Genomic DNA, 19,622 nt, shown 5'->3' with positions numbered 1-19,622 from the left:
TGCTTCCTGCACGATCGCCGCGGGCGCCCGATCTGATCCGGCGAGGTCGGTTTGACCTTCGTGTCGGGATGACTCTAAGATCGTGGCCGAGGTTATGGTCACCATGACAAGAACAGACTCCGCTGTCGACGGCATCCGTGTCGCCGTGTCGACGGTCATCTTCAGCCTGCGGCGCGACGCCGACGGGCGGCTGGCGGTCGTCCTCCCGCTCGTGCGGCGCACGCGGGATCCCCACGAGGGACGCTGGGCGCTGCCCGGCGGCTGGCTGGACAGCACGGAGGAGCTCGAGACGGCGGCCTCGCGCACGCTGGCCGAGACGACCGGCCTCGCGCCCAGCTACCTCGAGCAGCTCTACGCCTTCGGCGACATCGGCCGCTCCCCCGGCCGCGTCGTGTCCATCGTCTACTGGGCGCTGCTGCGCGAGGGCGCCCAGCTGCCCGCCGACGCCGAGAACGTCGCCTGGTTCGACGCCTCCCGACCGCCGGAGCTGGCCTTCGACCATCGCCACATCGTCGAGTACGCTCTGTGGCGGCTGCGCAACAAGGTCGGCTACAGCCGCATCGCGCACGGGCTGCTGCCGGACCTGTTCACCCTGTCGGACCTGCGCGAGGTCTACGAGGCGATCCTCGAACGCGAGCTCGACCCCGCCAACTTCCGACGCCAGGTCGAGAACTCGGGGACGCTCATCCCCACGGAGCGCTTCCGCACGGGCAGCCACCGTCCGGCCCGCCTGTACCGCTACAACCACGACGTCGAGCTGGCCGATCGCGGCCCGCTGCCCACCGACACCCCCGCACCACCCGTCCTTCCCGAAGAGGTCACGATATGAGCGCCACCATCCTCACCCTCACGCCGCCGCCGGCCGACCGCGTCGACCCGAGCGTCGACCACGGCATCCAGGCCATCGTCGCCGGCGCTTCGACGGCCGAGACCTGCAACACGGAGCTCGCCGCGGGCCCGTGGGACTTCGACCGACGTCCCGGCTACGGTCCCGGCTCGTCGATGGGCGATGTGATCCCCGTGGGCTCGCCGCGTCAGGGAGAGCTGCCCGCCGAGTACCGCACCGCCGGCGAGGACGAGCTGCACGCCCGCATCCGCGCCGCGAAGCAGACGCTCGGCTCGCGCGTCGTGGTGCTCGGTCACTTCTACCAGCGCGAAGAGGTCGTCACCCACGCGGACTACGTGGGCGACTCCTTCCAGCTCGCCAACGCGGCGCTCGAGCACCCGGATGCCGAAGCGATCGTCTTCTGCGGCGTGCACTTCATGGCGGAGACCGCCGATCTGCTGTCCCGCCCGGAGCAGGCGGTCATCCTTCCGAACCTCGCGGCGGGATGCTCGATGGCCGACATGGCCTCCATCGACGAGGTCGAGGAGTGCTGGGAGCAGCTGGCGGACGTGTACGGCGACCTCGAGGCCCCGGACGCCGACGGTCGCGTGCCGGTGATCCCGGTCACGTACATGAACTCGTCGGCGGCGATCAAGGGCTTCGTCGGGCGCCACGGCGGCATCGTCTGCACCTCGTCGAACGCCCGCACCGTGCTGGAGTGGGCCTTCGCCCGCGGGCGCCGCGTCCTCTTCTTCCCCGACCAGCATCTCGGCCGCAACACCGCGAAGGCGATGGGCGTGCCGATCGCGCAGATGCCGATGTGGAACCCGCGCAAGCCGCTCGGCGGCTCCACCCCGGCCGAGCTCGCGGACGCGCGGGTGATCCTGTGGCACGGGTTCTGCTCCGTACACCGCCGGTTCACGGTCGACCAGATCGACAAGGCGCGCGCCGAGCACCCGGGGGTGCGGGTGATCGTCCACCCCGAGTGCCCGATGGCGGTGGTGGATGCCGCCGACGAGGCGGGGTCCACGGACTACATCCGCAAGGCGATCGCCGCGGCCACCGAGCCGACGACCTTCGCGATCGGCACGGAGATCAACCTCGTCCAGCGGCTCGCGGCGCAGTACCCCCAGCACCGCATCTTCTGCCTGGACCCGGTGGTCTGCCCGTGCTCGACGATGTATCGCATCCACCCCGGGTATCTCGCCTGGGTGCTGGAGCGGCTCGTCGCCGGCGAGGTCGTCAACCGCATCACGGTGCCCGCCGACGTCGCCGATCCGGCGCGGGTCGCGCTCGAGCGGATGCTGGCGGCCAAGCCGTGACCGCGACCGACGCCGCCCCGCGGGTGCCGCCGGCGCGGCGGGACGCGCCGCACGTGGTCATCGCGGGCTCCGGGATCGCCGGGCTCACCGCGGCCCTGCACGCCACGGCATCCGGATGCCGGGTCACGCTCGTGACGAAAGACGTGCTGGAGCACGCGAACACGCGGTACGCGCAGGGCGGGATCGCCGGCGTCATGTTCGACGACGACAGCGCGGCGGCGCACGAGCGCGACACGCTGGTGGCGGGGGCAGGGCTCAGCGACGCCGACGCGGTGCGCGTGCTCGTCGAGGAGGGGCCCGCCCGCATCCGCGAGCTCATCGCACGGGGTGTGGAGTTCGACCGGGGAGCCGACGGCACCCTCGTCAAGGGACTGGAAGCCGCCCACTCCTACCCCCGTGTGCTGCACGCGGGGGGCGATGCGACCGGCAGCGCGATCGAGAAGGCGCTCGTCGGGCGGCTTCGGGTCAGCGGCGTCGACGTCCTCGAGCACGCCTTCCTCGTCGACGTGCTCCTCGACGGCGACGGGCGCGCCCGCGGCGTGGACCTGCTCGTCGACGACGAGCGTCGCGTGTCGCTCGACGCCGACGCCGTCGTCCTCGCCACCGGCGGTGCCGGGCAGCTGTACGCGCACACGACCAACCCGCCGGTCGCCACCGGAGACGGCATCGCCGCCGCGGTGCGCGCCGGCGCCGTGGTCCGCGACCTGGAGTTCGTCCAGTTCCACCCGACCGTGCTCACCTCGCGGCCGGGAGAGGCGTTCCTCGTCTCCGAGGCGGTGCGGGGCGAGGGCGGCGTCCTGAGAGACGAACAGGGTCGACGATTCATGCTCGACGTCCATCCCGACGCCGAGCTCGCGCCGCGCGACGTGGTCGCGCGCGCCATCGCCGCCGTGATGGAGGAGCAGTCGGGTCGCCCCGTGCTGCTGGACGCGACGGGACTCGGACACGACGGCTCCGGCCCCGCACGCAAGCAGACGGCGGCCTTCCTCGCGCGCCGGTTCCCGACGATCGACGCGGCCGTCCGGGAGCGCGGGTTCGACTGGTCGCAGGAGCCGATCCCCGTCACTCCCGCCGCGCACTACCTGATGGGCGGCGTCGCCACCGACCTGGCCGGGCGGACCAGCGTCCCGAGGCTCTACGCGGTGGGCGAGGTCGCCCGCACCGGCGTCCACGGCGCGAACCGGCTCGCCTCCAACTCGCTGCTGGAAGGCGCGGTGTTCGGTGCGCGCGCCGGCGACGCCGTCGCCGCCGACCTCGCCTCCGGGTTCTGGCCGTCGCCCGCGCCGCTCGCGGCCGCCGACGACGACGGCGCCGCGGCGGTCCCGGCCGGCTCGACCGCCGGCATCCCGTCGCCCGCGCCCTTCACGCGACGCGCCCTCCAGCAGGTGATGTGGGAGGACGCCGGCCTCGTCCGCGACGCCGCGGGTCTGGATCGCGCGAGCCGGATGATCGCGGGCTGGCGCGCACAGCCGCGGACGCCGCGCACCGAGGCCGAGTTCGAGGACGAGAATCTGCTCGTCGTCGCGGCCCAGGTGGTCGGCGCCGCGGCGGCGCGCACCGCATCCGTCGGCGCGCACACCCGGCGCGACGACACCGGGGCCTCGAACGACCGGGCGTCCCGCGAGCTGGAGGGCGCATCATGCTGACCCGGCGCCACATCGACCGCGTCGTCGCCGCCGCGCTCGACGAGGATGCACCGTGGGGCGACCTCACGAGTCGATACCTGATCCCCGAGGATGCCGTCGCGACCGCCGACCTCGTCGCGCGCGAGCCCGGCGTCTTCAGTGGCGGCGAGGTCTTCGCCGCCGCGTTCGCGCTGACCGATCCCGCCGTCGCGGTGCGGCTCCACCGGCGCGACGGTGAGAGCTTCGCGGCCGGGGACGTGCTCGCCACCGTGGCCGGCCCGGCCCGCGCCGTGCTGACCGCCGAGCGCGTCGGACTCAATTTCGTGCAGCGGATGAGCGGCATCGCGACACTGACGGCGCGCTACGTCGCCGCGGTGGCGGGCACGCGGGCGCGGATCGCCGACACGCGCAAGACCACGCCGGGCCTTCGCGCCCTCGAGCGCCACGCCGTGCGCAGCGGCGGGGGACGCAACCACCGCTACTCGCTGTCGGACGCGGTCATGGCCAAGGACAACCACCTCGCAGTCCTCACCGCGGGCGGCGCCGACGTGACGGCGGCGCTGCGCACGGCACTCGCGGAGCTGCCTCATACGGCGCACATCGAGGTGGAGGTCGACCGACTCGACCAGATCGAGCCCGTCCTCGCGGCGAGCACCGCGGCGGCGCGGATCGGCACGATCATGCTCGACAACTTCTCCCTCGACGACCTCCGCGCCGGCGTCGCGCAGGTCGCGGGCCGCGCCACCGTGGAAGCCTCGGGAGGCGTCAGCCTGGAGACCGTCGCGGCCATCGCGGCCACCGGCGTCGACGTGATCTCGGTCGGCGCGCTCACCCACTCGGCGCGGGCGCTCGATCTCGGTCTCGACGCCCGCATCGCGCGCGGCGACGGGGACGCGGCCCCCGCGTCGACGCCGGCGGGCTGACGGGAGATCGGGCGTGCTGTACCTGGACCATGCCGCGACGACGCCGGTGCGCCCGGACGTGCTCGACGCCATGCTGCCCTACCTCCGCGGGGCGTACGGGAACCCCTCCAGCCACCACACCGTCGGAGAGGCCGCGGCCGCCGCGCTGGCCGACGCCCGACGCCGCGTCGCCGCGGTCGTCGGGATGAGACCGGCGGACATCGTCTTCACCTCGGGGGGCACCGAGGCCGACAACCTCGCCGTCAAGGGCATCGCCATCGGCACCGCGCTGCGGCGCGGAGAGGCCGTGCACGTGGTCACGACGCCCATCGAGCACGAGGCCGTGCTCGCCTCGTGCGACTACCTCGAGCGCGTCCACGGCGTCGCGGTGACCCGCGTGCCGGTCGACGAGACGGGCCGCGTCGACCCCGCGCACGTCGCCGCCGCGCTCCGACCGGAGTCGGCTCTCGTGTCGGTCGGCTACGCCAACAACGAGATCGGCACGGTGCAGGACGTCGCCGGGCTCGCCGAGGTCACGGCGGCGGCGGGAGTGCCCCTGCACCTCGACGCCGTGCAGGCGGCCGGGTGGCTGCCGCTGGCCGGCACCGGTGCCGACGCCCTGTCGATCGCGGGCCACAAGATCGGTGCCCCCGCCGGCATCGGCGTCCTCGCGGTGCGGGGGCGGCTGCCGCTGGAGCCGGTCCTGCACGGCGGCGGCCAGGAACGCGATCGCCGCAGCGGCACCGAGAACCTCGCCGGCGCCGTCGCGATGGCCACCGCGCTCGAGCTCGCCGAAGCCGAGCGCGTGGAGGCGTCCGCGCGCGTGAGCGCCCTGCGCGACCGGTTCATCGCGACGGTGCTCGGGCTCGTCCCGACCGCGCGCCTGACCGGGCATCCGCGGTATCGCCTTCCGGGCACGGCGAGCTTCACGTTCACGGGCACCAGCGGCGAGGCGGTCCTGCTGGAGCTCGAGCGCCGCGGGATCGTGTCCTCGAGCGGGTCGGCGTGCGCCGCGGGCAGCGACGAGCCGTCCCACGTGCTGCTGGCGCTGGGCATCGACCCGGAGGTGGCGCAGACCGCGGTGCGCATCACCTTCGCTCACGACCTGGGCCGCACCGACCCGGTGCAGGCCGCCGCCGAGCTGGACCTCGTCGCCGACGCCGTCGCCTCTTCGGTGGCGGCGGTACGATCGGGGCCGTGAGCACTCCGGTCGTCACCGTCATCGTCCCGGGCCGGGACGTCGCCGCCTTCGCCGAGGAGGCCCTGGCATCGCTGCGCGCGCAGACGCTCACGAACTGGTGCGCGGTCCTCGTCGACGACGGCTCCGTGGACGCCACCGGCGCGGTCTTCGCTGCCGCGGCCGCTGCCGACCCGCGCTTCCGCGTGATCACCCATCGCGTCGCGCGCGGGCTCTCAGCCGCCCGCAACGCCGGTCTCGACAGCGTCGAGACCCCGTTCGTCGCCTTCCTCGACGCCGACGACGTCCTGACCCCGACCGCGCTGCAACGGTTCGTGGAGACCCTCACCCGCACCGGCAGCGATGTCGTCGTCGGGGCCTACGTGCGGCTGCGCGCCGACGCCGAGGGACGCTACTCCCCCGGTCCCGTGCAGCCGTGGGTGCGGGCGGCTACCGAGCCGGAACGGCTCGGCACGACACTGGACGAGCACCCCGAGCTGTCGGGCAACATCGTGGCCTGGTCCAAGCTGAGCCGGGTGGAGCTCTGGCGCCGGAGCGGACTGCGCTTCCCCGAGGGCAAGCTCTACGAGGATCAGATCGTCACGCAGCGGCTCTACACCGCGGCGCGTGCGGTCGACGTCATCCCCGACGTCGTCGTCCACTGGCGAGAACGCGCCGACGGCACGTCGATCACGCAGAACAAGGACCTGCTGCCCGTGCTGGTCGACTACCTCGAGGCGCTCCGCGGCGGCATCGCCGTGCTGGATGCCGCGGGCCAGCGCGCCGCCTCCCGTGCCCGTGTGCGCCTCATCCTGGACATGGATGTCCCCCCGCTGGTGCGCATCGCGCAGACGAGCCCCGAGGACGCGTATCGACGTGCGCTCGGGGAGTTCGTGCGCGGCCTGCTCGACCGTGCCCGCGCCGACGGCATCGCCCTCGATCCCGCGACGGCCGACCTGCGCAGCGCGGCCGAGCTCTGGTGAGCTCCGACGCCCGGTACCGGCGCGACGGCTATCCTGAGCGCATGAACGGTTCCGACACCCCCGCCTCCGACCAGCCCACCGGGCCCGACCTCGCGGAGATCCGCGCCGAGATCGACGAGCTCGCCGCGCTGTCGACGGAGGAGCTGGTCAATCCGACGCCCGAGCTCATCGCGGAGAACGAGCCCACCCCGCACCCGACGGACGCCATCGGTTCCGAGGACTGGAACACGCCGGCCTGATCCGCCGCCGCTCACCCGCGCGGGGCGGAGACGTCCGGGCGGGGCTCCTCCGCCCGCAGCTCCATGCCCGCGATCGTCGCGGCCGCCATCTGCTCGACCGCCAGTTCCGCGTAGAGTCCGCCGCGGGCCAGCAGCTCGGCATGGGTGCCGGACTCGACGATGCGTCCCGCCTCGACGACGTGGATGACGTCCGCCCCGACCACCGTCGAGAGCCGGTGGGCGATCGAGAGCGTGGTCCGTCCGCGAGCGACGTTGTCCAACGCCTCCTGGACGACGCGTTCGGACACCGTGTCCAGGGCGGAGGTCGCCTCGTCGAGCAGCAGCACGGGCGGGTCCTTCAGGAGAACGCGCGCGATCGCGATGCGCTGCTTCTCCCCGCCGGAGAGCCGATAGCCGCGTTCGCCCACGATCGTGTCGTACCCGTGCTCGAAGCCCACGATGGCGTGATGGATGTTGGCGGCGGTGCAGGCGGCGACGAGTTCGTCGTCGGTCGCGTCCGGCTTCGCGTAGCGCAGGTTCTCCGCGATCGAGGCGTGGAACAGGTACGTCTCCTGTGAGACGATCCCCACGTTCTCGACGATCGACTGCTGGGTGAGGGAGCGTACGTCCTCACCGCCGAACAGGACCGCGCCCGACGAGGCCTCGTACAGCCGCGGCGCGAGGTAGATGATCGTGGTCTTGCCGGCGCCGGACGGGCCGACGAAGGCGACGTGCCGGCCGGGCTCGGCGACGAAGGAGACACCGTCCAGCGTCGGGCGGCCCTCGCTCGCGGCATCCGGGTAGCGGAAGACCACGTCGCGGAACTCGACGCGTCCGATCGGGCCGGGCGCCGCGGCGACGTCGATGGCGTCGGGCGCGTCGACGATCGCGGGCGTCAGGTCGAGGTACTCGAAGATCCGCGCGAACAGCGCGCGCGACGTCTGCAGGTCCAGCGCCACGCGCATCAGCCCCATGAGCGGCTGGAGCAGCCGCGCCTGCACGGTGGTGAACGCCACGACGGTGCCCGCGGTGATCGCCCCGGTGCCGCCGGCGATGAGATAACCCGACACGAGGTAGATGACGGCGGGCACCGACGCCATGATCACCTGGACGACGGCGAAGAACCCCTGGCCGCTCATGGCGCGACGCACCTGCAGGCGCACCTGGTTGCGGTTCTCGTCGCGATAACGCTCCGACTCGGCCCGTTGCCGGTTGAACGCCTTCGACAGAAGGATGCCGCTCACCGACAGCGTCTCCTGCGTGATGCTCGTCAGCTCGCTCAGCGACTCCTGCGTCTGTCCGGCGATGCGCGCCCGCACCTGGCCGACGCGTCGCTGCACCAGCACGAGCGCCGGCATCATCACCACGGCGATGATCGTCAGACGCCAGTCGATGAGGATCATCGCGACCAGGGCCGAGATCACCGTCACCGTGTTGCCGAGGATGCTCGTGACGGTGTTCGTCAGCACGTCGGACACCCCGCCGACGTCATTCTGCAGTCGAGACTGGATGACGCCCGTCTTCGTGCGGGTGAAGAAGCCCAGCTCCATCGCCTGCAGGTGGTCGAACAGCCGCACGCGCAGGTCGCCCGTCACGCGGTTGCCGACGGTCGAGGTCAGCCAGGTCTGGGCGACGCCGAGCACGGCGGAGAACAGGAAGAGCCCGATCATGGTGAGCACCAGGCGCACCAGCAGCGCCAGGTCGGGCGGACCGCCGGCGGTCGGGAACAGGGCGTCGTCGAAGATGCTCTGCACGATCAGCGGAGGCACGACGCCGATCGCCGCGCCGACGACCACCAGCACGGCGGTCAGGACGATGCGTCCGCGATACGGGCGGAACAGGCCGACCACACGGGCCCCGAGATCCGCGACCTCCGGCGCCTGCGCGTTCAGCCGCCGCTGGGCGCTCTCGTCCACGCCGCGGAAGGCCGCCGCGCGCCCGCCGGGTCCCATCCCGCCCATCCCCATGCTCACCGGGTCACTCTAACCCCGCGCCGGAAGGGGGTGGCCGGTCAGCCGAGTCCCGCCACGAGATTGATGACCGAGGCGAGGATGACCGCTCCGAACAGGTACGCGATGAGCGTCTGCCCCACCACGATGCGTCGGATCTCGTTGGCCGACACGTCGTTGTCGGAGACCTGGTAGGTCAGGCCGAGGCCGACGGCGAAGTAGCCGAAGTCCGAGTACATCGGCTCCTCGTCCTGGTTGAAGTCGATCCCGGCGCGCTGCCCGGCGGCGAGCCGCCCGTAGTACACCCGCGCGTACCGCAGCATGTAGTCGACCTGGATCAGCGCCCAGGAGCTCACGACCGCCGCGATCGCGACGCCGGCCACGACGAAGGCGTGCAGCCGACTGCCATGACCGCCGCCGACGAGCACGGCGACGACGCCGCCGAGACTCGCCACGCTGCCCACGAGCGCGATGAGGCGGGCGACGGGACGCCCCGGGTCGACGGCGCTCGTGTGCGACCGGGTGGCCTCGGCATCCATGGGCCACACCACCGACAGCAGCCAGACGACGTTGACGGAGGCGACGACCGCCCAGCCGGCGAGCAGCCCCACGGCAACCCCGGCCAGCGCCGAGACCGTCGCCGCGACGACCGCTCCGACCGCGAGGGACAGAGGACCGCGCACGGCGACGCGGGAGGGATGCCGCGTGGGTGCCATGCTGCGATCGTCCCACCCGGCGGGGGAATACGACGTCAGACCCGGCCGTTATGGTCGTCCCCGGCTTCCGGGCACGCCGCGCCTTCGTGCGCCCCGTCGCCGCTCCCTCCGCCCCGTGCACCGCGTCCCGTACGCCGCCCCGATGACTCGAGGAACCTCATGACCTCCCCAGAGACCGACTCCCTTCCGGACACGACCGCCGTCGTCGGCGCGAAGGAGAACCGCGTCATCTGGCTGCTGCTCGCGGCGGCGTTCGTGGCGATCCTCAACGAGACCACGATGGGCGTGGCGATCCCGCACCTGATCGGCGACCTGGGGATCACGGCGGTCGCCGCGCAATGGCTGACCACCGCGTTCATGCTGACCATGGCCGTCGTGATCCCCACGACGGGCTTCCTCCTGCGTCGGTTCACGACCCGCGCCATGTTCGGCACGGCCATGGGCCTGTTCTCGGCCGGCACGCTGATCGCCCTCGTGGCGCCGGGGTTCGAGATGCTCCTCGTCGGTCGCGTCGTCCAGGCCTCCGGCACGGCCATCATGATGCCGCTGCTGATGACGACGCTCATGACCGTCGTCCCGCCGCACCTGCGCGGGCGCATGATGGGGCGCGTGAGCGTGGTCATCTCGCTCGCTCCGGCCATCGGCCGACGATGGCGGGCGTCATCCTCGACAACCTGACGTGGCGGTGGATCTTCGCGATCGTCCTGCCCATCTCCGTCGTCGCCCTGATCATCGGCGTGCGGTGGATCCACAACCTGGGCGAGCGTTCGCACGCCCCCATCGACATCCCCTCGGTGATCCTCTCCGCCCTCGGCTTCGGCGGGATCGTCTTCGGATTGAGCCAGATCGGCGGCCACGGCACCGACGTCGCGGCCGCGGAGACGGCCACCGTGACCCTCGTCGTCGCCCTCGCGATCGGCGTCACGACACTCGGGTTCTTCCTCTGGCGTCAGGTGACCCTGCAGAAGAAGGACGACGCGCTGCTGGACCTCCGGATCTTCCGCTCGGGCAACTTCTCACTGTCCGTCGCCCACTTCGCGGTGATGTCCCTCGCGTTCTTCGGCACGCTCACGGCGCTGCCGCTGTACCTGCAGAACACCCTCGGGCTCTCGGCCAGCGTGTCGGGCCTGGTCGTCCTCCCCGGCGCGCTCGCGATGGGGCTGCTCGGTCCCGTCATCGGACGCATCTACGACCGGTGGGGCACGCGCGTGCTCCTGCTTCCCGGCACGATCGTCGTGCTGGCGATCCTGTGGAGCTTCACGATGCTCACCGAGTCCACTCCGGTGTGGATGCTGGTCGTGACGCAGACCCTGCTGTCGGTGGGTCTCGCGATGTCGTTCACGCCGCTGTTCACGGCGTCACTGGGCTCGCTCGAGCCGAGGTTCTACTCGTACGGCAGCGCCACGGTCTCGACGGTGCAGCAGGTGGCCGGCGCGGCCGGCATCGCCCTGTTGATCTCGGTGATGTCGTCCGTGTCTGCGGCGGCCTCGGCGTCCGGTGCGGCGGATGCCGCGGCCGGGGCGGCCGGCGCACGCGCCGCGTTCCTGCTCGCCGCCGTGATCGGCACACCGCTGCTGATCAGCGCGTTCCTCATCCGCAAGCCGGCCGACACACCTGCCGGACCCGCCGCCCACTGACCGGGTGGTCAGCCGATGCTGCAGGTTCCTCCACCGCAGCACGCGCCGGCATCGATGCCGCCGTCCACCAGCGGCAAGAGGTTCTTCACGCCCGGCAGCTCCGATGCCTCCGTCGAGGAGGCGAGCTGGGGGGTGGGAAGGTTCGACGTAGCCATGAGTCGATGATACGTCCGTGTCAACCCCCGGGCGCGGTGCCGATGCCATCCGTAACGTCGAGGGCATGAGCACACTCTCAGGGAAGACCGTGGCCTTCGTGGCCACCGACGGATTCGAGGACAGCGAGCTGACATCGCCGTGGGACGCGGTGACCGCCGCGGGCGCCACCGCGGTGCTGATCTCCCCCGCGACGGACAGCATCGAAGGCAAGAACGGACACCGACAGGCCGTCGACGTCGCCGCCTCCGCCGCGGAGGCCGCGGACTACGACGCGCTCGTGCTGCCGGGCGGCGTCGTCAACGCGGACGATCTGCGGCTGGACGCGGCCTCCGTGGCGCTCGCCCGCGAGTTCTTCGCGCAGCACAAGCCCGTCGCCGCGATCTGCCACGCCGCCTGGCTGCTCATCGAGGCGGACGTCGTCGACGGCCGCACGCTCACCAGCTACCCCAGCCTGAAGACCGATCTCGTCAACGCGGGCGCCACCTGGGTGGACGAGGAGGTCGTCGTCGACGAGGGCCTCGTGTCGAGCCGCACCCCGGACGACCTCCCCGCCTTCAACGCGAAGGTCGTCGAGGAGATCGCCGAGGGCGCGCACGCCGGCCAGACCGTGTGACGGTCCGGGCGGATCGGTCGCCTCAGTCCCAGTCCAGGTAGTCCTCGATGAACCACGAGGTCTCGCCGGGGTGAGTGAGCGGGAAGAAGTGCCCGGCGGTCTCCACCGCCTTGACGCTCACGAGCCCCGGCGCGGACGCGCGCAGCGCCTCCCCCGCGTCGGCGGGGTTCACCCGGTCGCCGCCGCCCTGGATGACGAGCACGGGCGTCGCCTCGGCGACGGGCTGCCATGCCGCGGCATCCGTGGCGGCCAGCGCGGCGGCCTGCAGCGCGCGCACATCGGCCTGCGGCGAGAACGAGTCGCCGAAGACCGCACGCAGCTCCGCGTCGAAGTCGTCACCGGCGGGGGCAGAGCTCGCGACGCCGAGCAGCAGCACGCCGTTGACGCGGTCATGGTGGTCGATCGCGATCGTGCGGGCGACGGCGCCGCCGAAACCGTGACCGCCGATCCACGCCTCCGAGATCTGCAGATGGTCGAGGACGTCGATGACGTCGGCGGCGAGGTCGTGCATCGTCGCCGCGCCCGAGCGGCGGGCCGCCACGCGGACGACCCGGAAGTCCTCTTCGACCAGGATGCTGGCGAGCGCGCCGAAGTAGGCGAAGTCGAGCCCGGCCTCCGGAAGCAGGACGATGGCCGGGCCGGCACCCTCGTCGAGATAGCCGATATCGCGAACGTCGGCGTCGAAAGTCTGTCGCTGGTTCTCGGTCACGATCCCCCATCCTAGAGCGCACCGAGTTTGCGCACGGCATCCGCGTCTGTCCATAGTTAGGTAAGCCATACCTACTCACCGTCCCGCTGCGTGCGGGTGCGGCCGGACGAAAGCGATGCCCCCATGCGCCCCCACACTCGACGATCCCTGCCTCTGCTCGCCGCCGCCGTGGTGACCGCGCTCGCCCTCGCCGGGTGCGCGGCGACGGGCACGACGCCGGGCTCCTCGCCGTCGGCGAGCGGAACGCGCGCGGTGTCGCATGCCCGCGGAACCACCGAGGTGCCGAACGATCCGCAGCGGGTCGTGGTGCTCGAGCCGGTCGAGCTCGACACCGCCGTCGCGCTCGGCGTCACGCCGGTGGGGGCCGCCGTCGCGAGCAACGTCGCCGGTGTGCCCGCCTACCTCGACGTCGAGGGCGTCTCCCCGGTCGGCACCGTCCCGGAACCGGATCTCGAGGCCATCGCGGCGCTCCGCCCCGATCTCATCCTGGGCACCGAGTCACGCCACTCGAAGCTCTACGACCAGCTCAGCGCCATCGCCCCCACGGTGTTCATGGCGTCGCAGTCCGACCCGTGGCAGCAGAACGCGCTGCTCGTCGGCGACGCGCTGGGCAGGGCGGCGAAGACCCAGGAGCTGCTGACGGCGTTCACCGACCGCTGCGCCGCCATCAAGGACGACTTCGCCCTGGACGGCAAGACGGCGAACATGATCCGGCCCCGCGACGAGACGACGCTCAGCCTGTACGGCCCCACCTCGTTCGCCGGCAGCGCGCTCGAGTGCGTGGGCCTGACCATCCCGGCCCAGGACTGGAAGGACGGCATCCAGGCGGACATCTCCCCGGAGAACGTGCGCAGTGCCGCCGCGGACTACGTGTTCGTGACGACGACGGACGTCGACGACCCGAGCACCGTTCCGGCGGCGATGACCCAGAACGCCGACGCCTTCGGATCGGTCACCCTCGTCGACACGAGCTACTGGGTGTCCGGCGTCGGCCCCAAGGGCGGGATGCGGGTGCTCGACGACATCGAGCGCTTCCTCTCCGCGCGGTGACGGTCGCTGCCGATCGGGGGGCGCGGGCCGCCGCGCTCCCCCCGGCCCTGCCCGACGCCCGTCGCGGCGCGGTCCGGGCACTCGCCGTCGTCGCGATCGCGGTGATGCTCGCCGTCGCGGTGACGCTGTCGCTCATGATCGGATCCAACCCGATCGGCGCGCGGGACGTGCTGGCCGTCCTGAGCGGCGGCGGCTCTCCCGACATCCGCTACGTCGTCGCCGAGCTACGGGTGCCCCGCACCGTCGCCGGCCTCGTTGTGGGCGTCGCGCTCGGCGCGGCGGGCGCGCTCATCCAGGGGTTCACCCGCAATCCCCTCGCCGATCCCGGCATCCTCGGAGTCAACGCCGGGGCGGCCTTCGCGGTCGCGATCGGGATCGCCGTGTTCGGGCTGCGCGACATGTCCGTCCTCGTCTGGCTGTCGTTCGCGGGCGCCCTGGTCGTCACCGTGGGCGTGACCGTCATCGGATCGTCCGGCCGCGGCCCCGCCGACCCCCTGCGGCTCACGCTGGCGGGAGTCGCACTCGGAGCCGTCTTCGCGGGCGCGACGACCGGGATGACCCTGAGCGATCCCGACGCCTTCGATCGCATGAGGGCGTGGCATGCCGGATCGTTGCTCGGGCGCGGCTTCGAGGTCCTGGGACCGGTCCTGCCCTTCGTCGCGGTCGCGGCCGTCGCCGCGCTCGCCCTCGCGCGGGGGTTGAACGCCCTCGCGCTCGGCGACGACGTCGCTCGCGCGCAGGGGGCACACGTAGGCGGCATCCGCGTGGGAGTGGTCGCCGCGGTCACGGTGCTCGCGGGCACCGCCACGGCGATCGCCGGCCCGGTCTCGTTCGTCGGCCTCATGGTGCCGCACGTCGCACGCTGGATGTTCGGCGTAGACCAGAGGCGCATCCTGCTCGCATCGATCGCTCTGGCGCCCACGCTCATCCTGCTCTCCGACGTGCTGGGCCGCGTGCTGATCGCACCGGCGGAGATCCCGGTGGGCGTCGTCACGGCGTTCGTGGGCGCCCCGGTGCTGATCGCCCTGGCGCGCCGACGACGGGCGACGGCGCTGTGAGCGTCGGCAGGGCGCGACCCCGCGACGCGGCGACGGCGACCATCGACCGGGGCTATCGCCGGCTCGCGATCGGCCGGGGCGCGCGCCGACGTCACCTGCGGCTGCGCAGTGTCGTGGTCGCGGCCGGACTCGGCGTCGTCATCGTCGCCGCGGCGGTCGTCGCCCTCGGCCTCGGCTCGTACCCGCTGTCGCCCGCGGCCGTCGTGGACGTCATCGGCGGCGGCGGCCTCCCTCTCGATCGCACCGTCGTGTTCGAATGGCGCCTGCCGCGCACGCTGGCGGCCATCCTCCTCGGCGCGTATCTCGCCGTCGCCGGCGCCCTGTTCCAGACCGTCACCGGCAACCCGCTCGCCAGTCCCGACATCCTCGGCCTGTCGAACGGCGCCTTCACCGGGATGCTGCTCACGGTCGTCTTCGTCTCCACCTCGTGGCCGGCGCTGACGGCCGGCGCCGTCGCCGGCGGACTGGTCACGGCCGCCGCCATCGCCGTGTTGGGGGGCCGCGTGCGGCAGCAGGGGTTCGGACTCATCGTGATCGGCATCGGCGTCGCGGCCATGCTGGCCTCGGCGAACACCTGGATGCTGCTGCAGGTCGAGCTCGAGACCGCGATGTTCGCCTCCGCGTGGGGCGCCGGCACGCTCAACGGCGTGACGGGCGCCGCGGTGGCGGGCGCGGCGCTGTGCGGCATCCCGCTGCTGATCGCCCTCGGTGCTCTCGCGCCGCGACTGCGGCAGCTGGATCTCGGCGACGACGTCGCCGTCACCACCGGCGCACGTCCGATGCGGGCCCGACGCGGCGCCCTCCTGATCGGCGTCCTGCTGGTGTCGATCGCGACGGCCGTCATCGGTCCGATCGCGTTCATCGCGCTCGCGGCGCCCCAGATCGCGCGACGCCTGGCGCGCACGCCGTTCCTGTCTCTCACCCTGTCCGCCTTCGTCGGCGCCGCGCTGCTGCTGGCATCGGACATGATCGCCCAGCACGCGCTGCCCGTCGCGTTCCCCGCGGGCGTCGTCACGGTGTCCGTCGGCGGCCTCTACCTCGTCTTCACCCTCGTCCAGGAGATCCGCCGCCGTGTCTGACCCCGCCGCCCTCGCCCCGCGCACCCCGCCGCGCCTGTCCGCCGAGACGATCTCTCTCGGCTACGACGGTGCGCCGATCCTCAGCGCGCTGACCACCCGCATTCCGGACGGCTCGTTCACCGTCATCATCGGACCGAACGCCTGCGGCAAGTCGACGCTGCTGCGGGGGCTGTCGCGTCTGCTGCGCCCCTCGGCGGGCGCCGTGGTGCTCGACGGCACCGACATCTGCCGTCTGCCCGTGAAGGAGGTGGCGCGCCGCCTCGGCCTTCTGCCGCAGACCGCGTCGGCGCCCGAGGGGATCACCGTCGCCGATCTCGTGGGGCGCGGTCGCTACCCGCACCTCGGGCTGTGGCGCCAGTGGACGGAGGCCGACGAGGACGCGATCCGCGAGGCGATGACGGAGACGGGTGTCGACGCGCTGTCGGGGCGTCGCGTCGAGGAGCTCTCCGGCGGCCAGCGTCAACGCGTATGGGTGGCGATGGTCCTCGCGCAGCAGACCGATTTGCTGCTGCTCGACGAGCCGACGACGTTCCTCGACATCGCGCACCAGATCGAGCTCATGGAGTTGTTCTCCGCGCTCAACCGGGCGGGCCGCACGATCGTCGCCGTGCTGCACGACCTCAATCATGCCGCTCGCTATGCCGACCACGTCATCGCGATGAAGCGGGGACGGATCGTGGCGGAGGGCGCGCCCGCCGACGTGATCACGACCGAACGGGTGGAGGAGATCTTCGATCTTCCCAACGTCGTGATCCCCGATCCGGTCACGGGCGGGCCTCTCGTCGTGCCATTGGGCGGTCGGCACACCGGAGCGGAGGCGCAATGAGCCGTTCGAACGGCGGCGACGAGCGTCCGTGGGAGTACAGCGCCTTCCCGGTGACCGTGGCACGCGTGCGTGACGTGTCCCCGAACTTCCGGCGCGTCACGCTCTCCGGCGCGGCGGTGCGGCACTTCGCCCCGTGGGGACTCGACCAGCGCATCAAGCTGGTACTGCCCCTGGCGGGCATCGGGTTCGTCGACGTCGGTCTCACCCGGGAGCCCACACCGCATCCTCGCGACTGGTACACCCGGTGGAAGTCCCTTCCCGAGGAGCGCCGCAATCCGCTGCGCACGTACACGCCGTCGGCGATCCGGCCGGAGGACGGCGAGATCGACGTCGACGTCTTCCTCCACCAGCCGGCGGGACCGGCGTCGCACTGGGCGCGGACGTGCCGCCCCGGAGACGAGCTCATCGTCACGGGTCCGGATGCGCGCTGCGGCTACACCGGGTACGGCATCCACTTCACTCCCCCGGTCCCCCCGTCCCGGCTCCTGCTGGTCGGCGACGAGTCGGCCGTACCGGCGATCAGGAACATCGTGCGCGCGCAGCCGCCGGAGGTGAGCATCGAGGTGCTGGCCGACGTCGCGGATGCCGCCGATCTCCTCGACGACGACCTGAGGGCGAGCACGACGCTGGCGCGCTCCGTGCCGGCCGCGGTGACGGGCGGCGCGCTCGAGGGGCTCGTGCGCGAATGGGCGGATGCCGAGTCCGCCGCGTTCGGCGGCGCGGACGACGGCGGTTACGTATGGATCGCCGGCGAGACCGCGGCGGTCGCCCGCATCCGCCGGCACCTCACCGCGACGGCGGGCATGGCACCGACCCAGATCTCGTTCCTCGGGTACTGGAAGCAGGGCGGTCCGCTCGTCGGCTGAGCGGATGCCGCGGCGCCGCGCCGCCACGGGGTGCCTATGCTGGGCGCGTGAGCTTTCCCACGGCACGGTGGTGCCGCAGTCGGCGCGGCACGGCGTTGTGCACGCGACCGACCGGTCACGCGGGGCTGCACAATCGGGTCGGGACGTCGCAGATGTGGTCCGACGCGCAGGCGGACGCGCCGGCGTGCCCGGGCTCGGGCCTCGCCGGCGTGCCCGCACCGCAGATGCCGGACGAGGCGGCGGCCGCGGGCTTTCCCGAGGGACGCTCGCGGTGCCCCGAGTGCGACGGGTTCGTGCCGCTCGTGGCGGGCCGGCGCGCGCCGCACGACCGGTTCCGCGGCACCGATGATCAGCGCGAATCCGCCGGCCGCGCCGAGTGGTTCAACACCTTCGGCTGGCAGTGAGGCACCGCGCGTCTGCGCTCAGGCGCCCAGCTTCTTCGCCGCCTTCTTGGCTGCCTTGTCGACGACCTTGCGGGAGCGTGCGCGAGCCTTCTTCAGCGACGGGTCGTCCCACAGGTGCTTCGCAGCGGCACTGATCTCGCGATAGCGCGCTCGTCCGGCACGCGCGCCGAGCACATAGCCGGCACCGCCGGCGATCACGACGGTCAGCCAGAACTTCACTCCGGACATAGGTCCTCCTCGATCGACGAATGCCCCCAGGCTAGGCCCGGTCGGCACTCATCCCCCAGGGGTTGACAACCTCGACGCCGGCAGCGCGCAGATCTCCTCAGGGACGGTGGAAGGGATCGGCGTACAGCCGCTCCGGCACGCGGAATCCGTAGATCGCACGCCCGGACGCCCAGATCGCCGCCGCGCCGGCGCGGACGAGGTCGATCGGTCGCGATCCTTCCGACACGATGTGGATGTCCGCCCCGTCGATCCGCACGGCGGCGTCGCGCACGGCCGTCGTGTCGCCGCGCACGATCGTCTCCGGGTACTCCTCGTGGAGTTCGCGCAGGTCGCCGAGGATGTAGGTGGGGCGCGAGGTGGCCGGCGCCGCGAGCACGTGCTTGGGACGATCGATACCCGTCAGCACCAGCACCGAGTCGAGACCGGCCGCCTGGGCGCCGGCGATGTCGGTGTCGAGCCGGTCGCCGATGAACAGCGCCTTCTGCGCGCCGAATCGCGCGACGGCCTCATCGAAGATCGCGCGCTCCGGCTTTCCGGCGACGACGGCGAGTCGGCCCACCGCCGTGTGAACCGCCGAGACGAGCGTCCCGTTCCCCGGCGCGATGCCCCGCGCCTGAGGGATGGTCCAGTCCGTGTTCGTGGCGATCCAGGGGATGCCGCCGGCATCCTCGGGCGTCGCCAGCGCGTACGCGGCCTCCGCCAGCTGCTCCCACCCCACGTGGGGGGCGAACCCCTGCACGACCGCGGCAGGTGCGTCCTCCGCGCTGCGTGTGACGACGTATCCGGCCTTCTCCGTCTCGAAGACGAGCCCGTCGCCGCCGACGATGAGGATCGTCGCACCCGGGGCGACGCGTTCGCGCAGCAGCCGCATCGCCGCCTGCGGGCTGGTGACGACGTCTTCGGCGCGCGTCGACGTCAGACCCAGCTCACGCAGGTGTTCGGCGACGACCGCGTCGCGACGAGACGCGTTGTTGGTGATGTACCCGAGCCGTCGCGACGCACCGGCGGCATTGAGGCTGTCCACGGCGTACGGAAGCGCACCCGGACCGGCGTACACCACGCCGTCGAGATCGGCCAGCACGGCGTCCACGCCGTCCAGGGGCGTGGACGGCGTGCGCTTCGAGAACAGCGCCATCAGTCGTCGGCCGCCTCTGCAGACGTCGCATCCGGGTCGACGGCGTCGATGACGTCGGAATCGTCGACGTCGGAATCGTCGACGTCGGAATCGTCGACGTCGGAATCGTCGACGTCGGAATCGTCGACGTCGGAATCGTCGAC

At 72.4% G+C, this 19,622-nt stretch carries 20 protein-coding genes and 1 pseudogene; 15 read left to right on the top strand and 6 right to left on the bottom strand.

Going from position 1 to position 19,622, the window contains the following annotated elements:
• Nucleotides 1-103 precede the first annotated feature (103 nt).
• The 7 genes from AC1Q49_RS05455 to AC1Q49_RS05425 are packed head-to-tail and all read left to right on the top strand — an operon-like array spanning nucleotide 104 to nucleotide 7,074.
• The gene (locus tag AC1Q49_RS05455) at nucleotides 104-829 is read left to right on the top strand and encodes an NUDIX hydrolase (RefSeq protein ID WP_060960198.1); all 726 of its coding nucleotides are present in this window, start codon (nucleotides 104-106) and stop codon (nucleotides 827-829) included.
• Nucleotides 826-2,148 (top strand): quinolinate synthase NadA, encoded by a 1,323-nt coding sequence (nadA, locus tag AC1Q49_RS05450; RefSeq protein ID WP_492491161.1) that lies wholly within the window; start codon nucleotides 826-828, stop codon nucleotides 2,146-2,148. Before AC1Q49_RS05455 ends, nadA begins: the two co-directional genes overlap by 4 nt.
• Complete coding sequence (gene nadB, locus AC1Q49_RS05445; protein ID WP_492491160.1) at nucleotides 2,145-3,794, top strand: L-aspartate oxidase; 1,650 nt, start codon at nucleotides 2,145-2,147, stop codon at nucleotides 3,792-3,794. Before nadA ends, nadB begins: the two co-directional genes overlap by 4 nt.
• Complete coding sequence (gene nadC, locus AC1Q49_RS05440) at nucleotides 3,788-4,696, top strand: carboxylating nicotinate-nucleotide diphosphorylase (RefSeq protein ID WP_492491159.1); 909 nt, start codon at nucleotides 3,788-3,790, stop codon at nucleotides 4,694-4,696. The genes nadB and nadC overlap by 7 nt, the downstream gene beginning before the upstream one ends.
• A gap of 13 nt (nucleotides 4,697-4,709) precedes the next feature.
• Entirely contained in the window at nucleotides 4,710-5,876 is a 1,167-nt protein-coding gene (locus AC1Q49_RS05435; RefSeq protein ID WP_492491158.1) for a cysteine desulfurase family protein, read from the top strand.
• Complete coding sequence (locus AC1Q49_RS05430) at nucleotides 5,873-6,835, top strand: glycosyltransferase family 2 protein (RefSeq protein WP_101306051.1); 963 nt, start codon at nucleotides 5,873-5,875, stop codon at nucleotides 6,833-6,835. The genes AC1Q49_RS05435 and AC1Q49_RS05430 overlap by 4 nt, the downstream gene beginning before the upstream one ends.
• Before the next feature lie 41 nt (nucleotides 6,836-6,876).
• Entirely contained in the window at nucleotides 6,877-7,074 is a 198-nt protein-coding gene (locus tag AC1Q49_RS05425) for a hypothetical protein (protein WP_060959141.1), read from the top strand.
• Between the two features lie 11 nt (nucleotides 7,075-7,085).
• Here AC1Q49_RS05425 and AC1Q49_RS05420 read toward each other — a convergent pair whose 3' ends face one another.
• Nucleotides 7,086-9,014 (bottom strand): ABC transporter ATP-binding protein, encoded by a 1,929-nt coding sequence (locus AC1Q49_RS05420; protein ID WP_492491176.1) that lies wholly within the window; start codon nucleotides 9,012-9,014, stop codon nucleotides 7,086-7,088.
• A gap of 50 nt (nucleotides 9,015-9,064) precedes the next feature.
• Nucleotides 9,065-9,718, bottom strand: a complete 654-nt coding sequence (locus AC1Q49_RS05415) for a DUF1345 domain-containing protein (protein ID WP_060959134.1) — start codon at nucleotides 9,716-9,718, stop codon at nucleotides 9,065-9,067.
• Between the two features lie 159 nt (nucleotides 9,719-9,877).
• On the opposite strand from AC1Q49_RS05415, the pseudogene AC1Q49_RS05410 reads away from it, so the two are divergent.
• Nucleotides 9,878-11,355: pseudogene (locus AC1Q49_RS05410) on the top strand (DHA2 family efflux MFS transporter permease subunit).
• Nucleotides 11,356-11,363: 8 nt separating this feature from the next.
• On the opposite strand, the gene AC1Q49_RS05405 reads toward AC1Q49_RS05410, so the two are convergent.
• Nucleotides 11,364-11,510, bottom strand: coding sequence for a hypothetical protein (locus AC1Q49_RS05405; RefSeq protein WP_492491157.1), 147 nt, complete (start codon nucleotides 11,508-11,510; stop codon nucleotides 11,364-11,366).
• Nucleotides 11,511-11,575: 65 nt separating this feature from the next.
• Between AC1Q49_RS05405 and AC1Q49_RS05400 the strand changes: the two genes are divergently transcribed.
• Nucleotides 11,576-12,124, top strand: coding sequence for a type 1 glutamine amidotransferase domain-containing protein (locus tag AC1Q49_RS05400; RefSeq protein ID WP_101306048.1), 549 nt, complete (start codon nucleotides 11,576-11,578; stop codon nucleotides 12,122-12,124).
• A 22-nt stretch (nucleotides 12,125-12,146) separates the two neighbouring features.
• Here the strand turns inward: AC1Q49_RS05400 and AC1Q49_RS05395 are convergent, their stop codons facing one another.
• Nucleotides 12,147-12,833, bottom strand: coding sequence for an alpha/beta fold hydrolase (locus tag AC1Q49_RS05395; protein WP_060959131.1), 687 nt, complete (start codon nucleotides 12,831-12,833; stop codon nucleotides 12,147-12,149).
• Between the two features lie 123 nt (nucleotides 12,834-12,956).
• Between AC1Q49_RS05395 and AC1Q49_RS05390 the strand changes: the two genes are divergently transcribed.
• Genes AC1Q49_RS05390 through AC1Q49_RS05365 form a run of 6 tightly spaced genes read left to right on the top strand, consistent with a single transcriptional unit; the run spans nucleotide 12,957 to nucleotide 18,116 of the window.
• Nucleotides 12,957-13,883, top strand: a complete 927-nt coding sequence (locus tag AC1Q49_RS05390; RefSeq protein ID WP_492491156.1) for an ABC transporter substrate-binding protein — start codon at nucleotides 12,957-12,959, stop codon at nucleotides 13,881-13,883.
• Complete coding sequence (locus tag AC1Q49_RS05385) at nucleotides 13,880-14,941, top strand: iron chelate uptake ABC transporter family permease subunit (protein ID WP_492491155.1); 1,062 nt, start codon at nucleotides 13,880-13,882, stop codon at nucleotides 14,939-14,941. Before AC1Q49_RS05390 ends, AC1Q49_RS05385 begins: the two co-directional genes overlap by 4 nt.
• On the top strand, nucleotides 14,938-16,020 hold the full coding sequence (locus tag AC1Q49_RS05380) for a FecCD family ABC transporter permease (protein ID WP_492491154.1): 1,083 nt from the start codon (nucleotides 14,938-14,940) through the stop codon (nucleotides 16,018-16,020). The genes AC1Q49_RS05385 and AC1Q49_RS05380 overlap by 4 nt, the downstream gene beginning before the upstream one ends.
• Entirely contained in the window at nucleotides 16,013-16,846 is an 834-nt protein-coding gene (locus AC1Q49_RS05375; protein WP_492491153.1) for an ABC transporter ATP-binding protein, read from the top strand. Before AC1Q49_RS05380 ends, AC1Q49_RS05375 begins: the two co-directional genes overlap by 8 nt.
• Entirely contained in the window at nucleotides 16,843-17,712 is an 870-nt protein-coding gene (locus tag AC1Q49_RS05370) for a siderophore-interacting protein (protein WP_492491152.1), read from the top strand. Before AC1Q49_RS05375 ends, AC1Q49_RS05370 begins: the two co-directional genes overlap by 4 nt.
• Nucleotides 17,713-17,759: 47 nt before the next feature.
• Nucleotides 17,760-18,116, top strand: a complete 357-nt coding sequence (locus tag AC1Q49_RS05365) for a hypothetical protein (protein WP_492491151.1) — start codon at nucleotides 17,760-17,762, stop codon at nucleotides 18,114-18,116.
• A gap of 18 nt (nucleotides 18,117-18,134) precedes the next feature.
• Here the strand turns inward: AC1Q49_RS05365 and AC1Q49_RS05360 are convergent, their stop codons facing one another.
• The gene (locus AC1Q49_RS05360; protein WP_060959125.1) at nucleotides 18,135-18,344 is read right to left on the bottom strand and encodes a hypothetical protein; all 210 of its coding nucleotides are present in this window, start codon (nucleotides 18,342-18,344) and stop codon (nucleotides 18,135-18,137) included.
• Between the two features lie 97 nt (nucleotides 18,345-18,441).
• A complete protein-coding gene (locus tag AC1Q49_RS05355; protein ID WP_492491150.1) occupies nucleotides 18,442-19,479 on the bottom strand; it encodes an HAD-IIA family hydrolase in 1,038 nt (345 codons plus the stop codon).
• Nucleotides 19,480-19,622: the final 143 nt, after the last annotated feature.

It is taken from the genome of Microbacterium sp. MPR-TSA4 (genome assembly GCF_058792815.1).
Note: the sequence above shows the minus strand (reverse complement) of the source record. Positions and strands in the feature narration are given on the sequence as shown.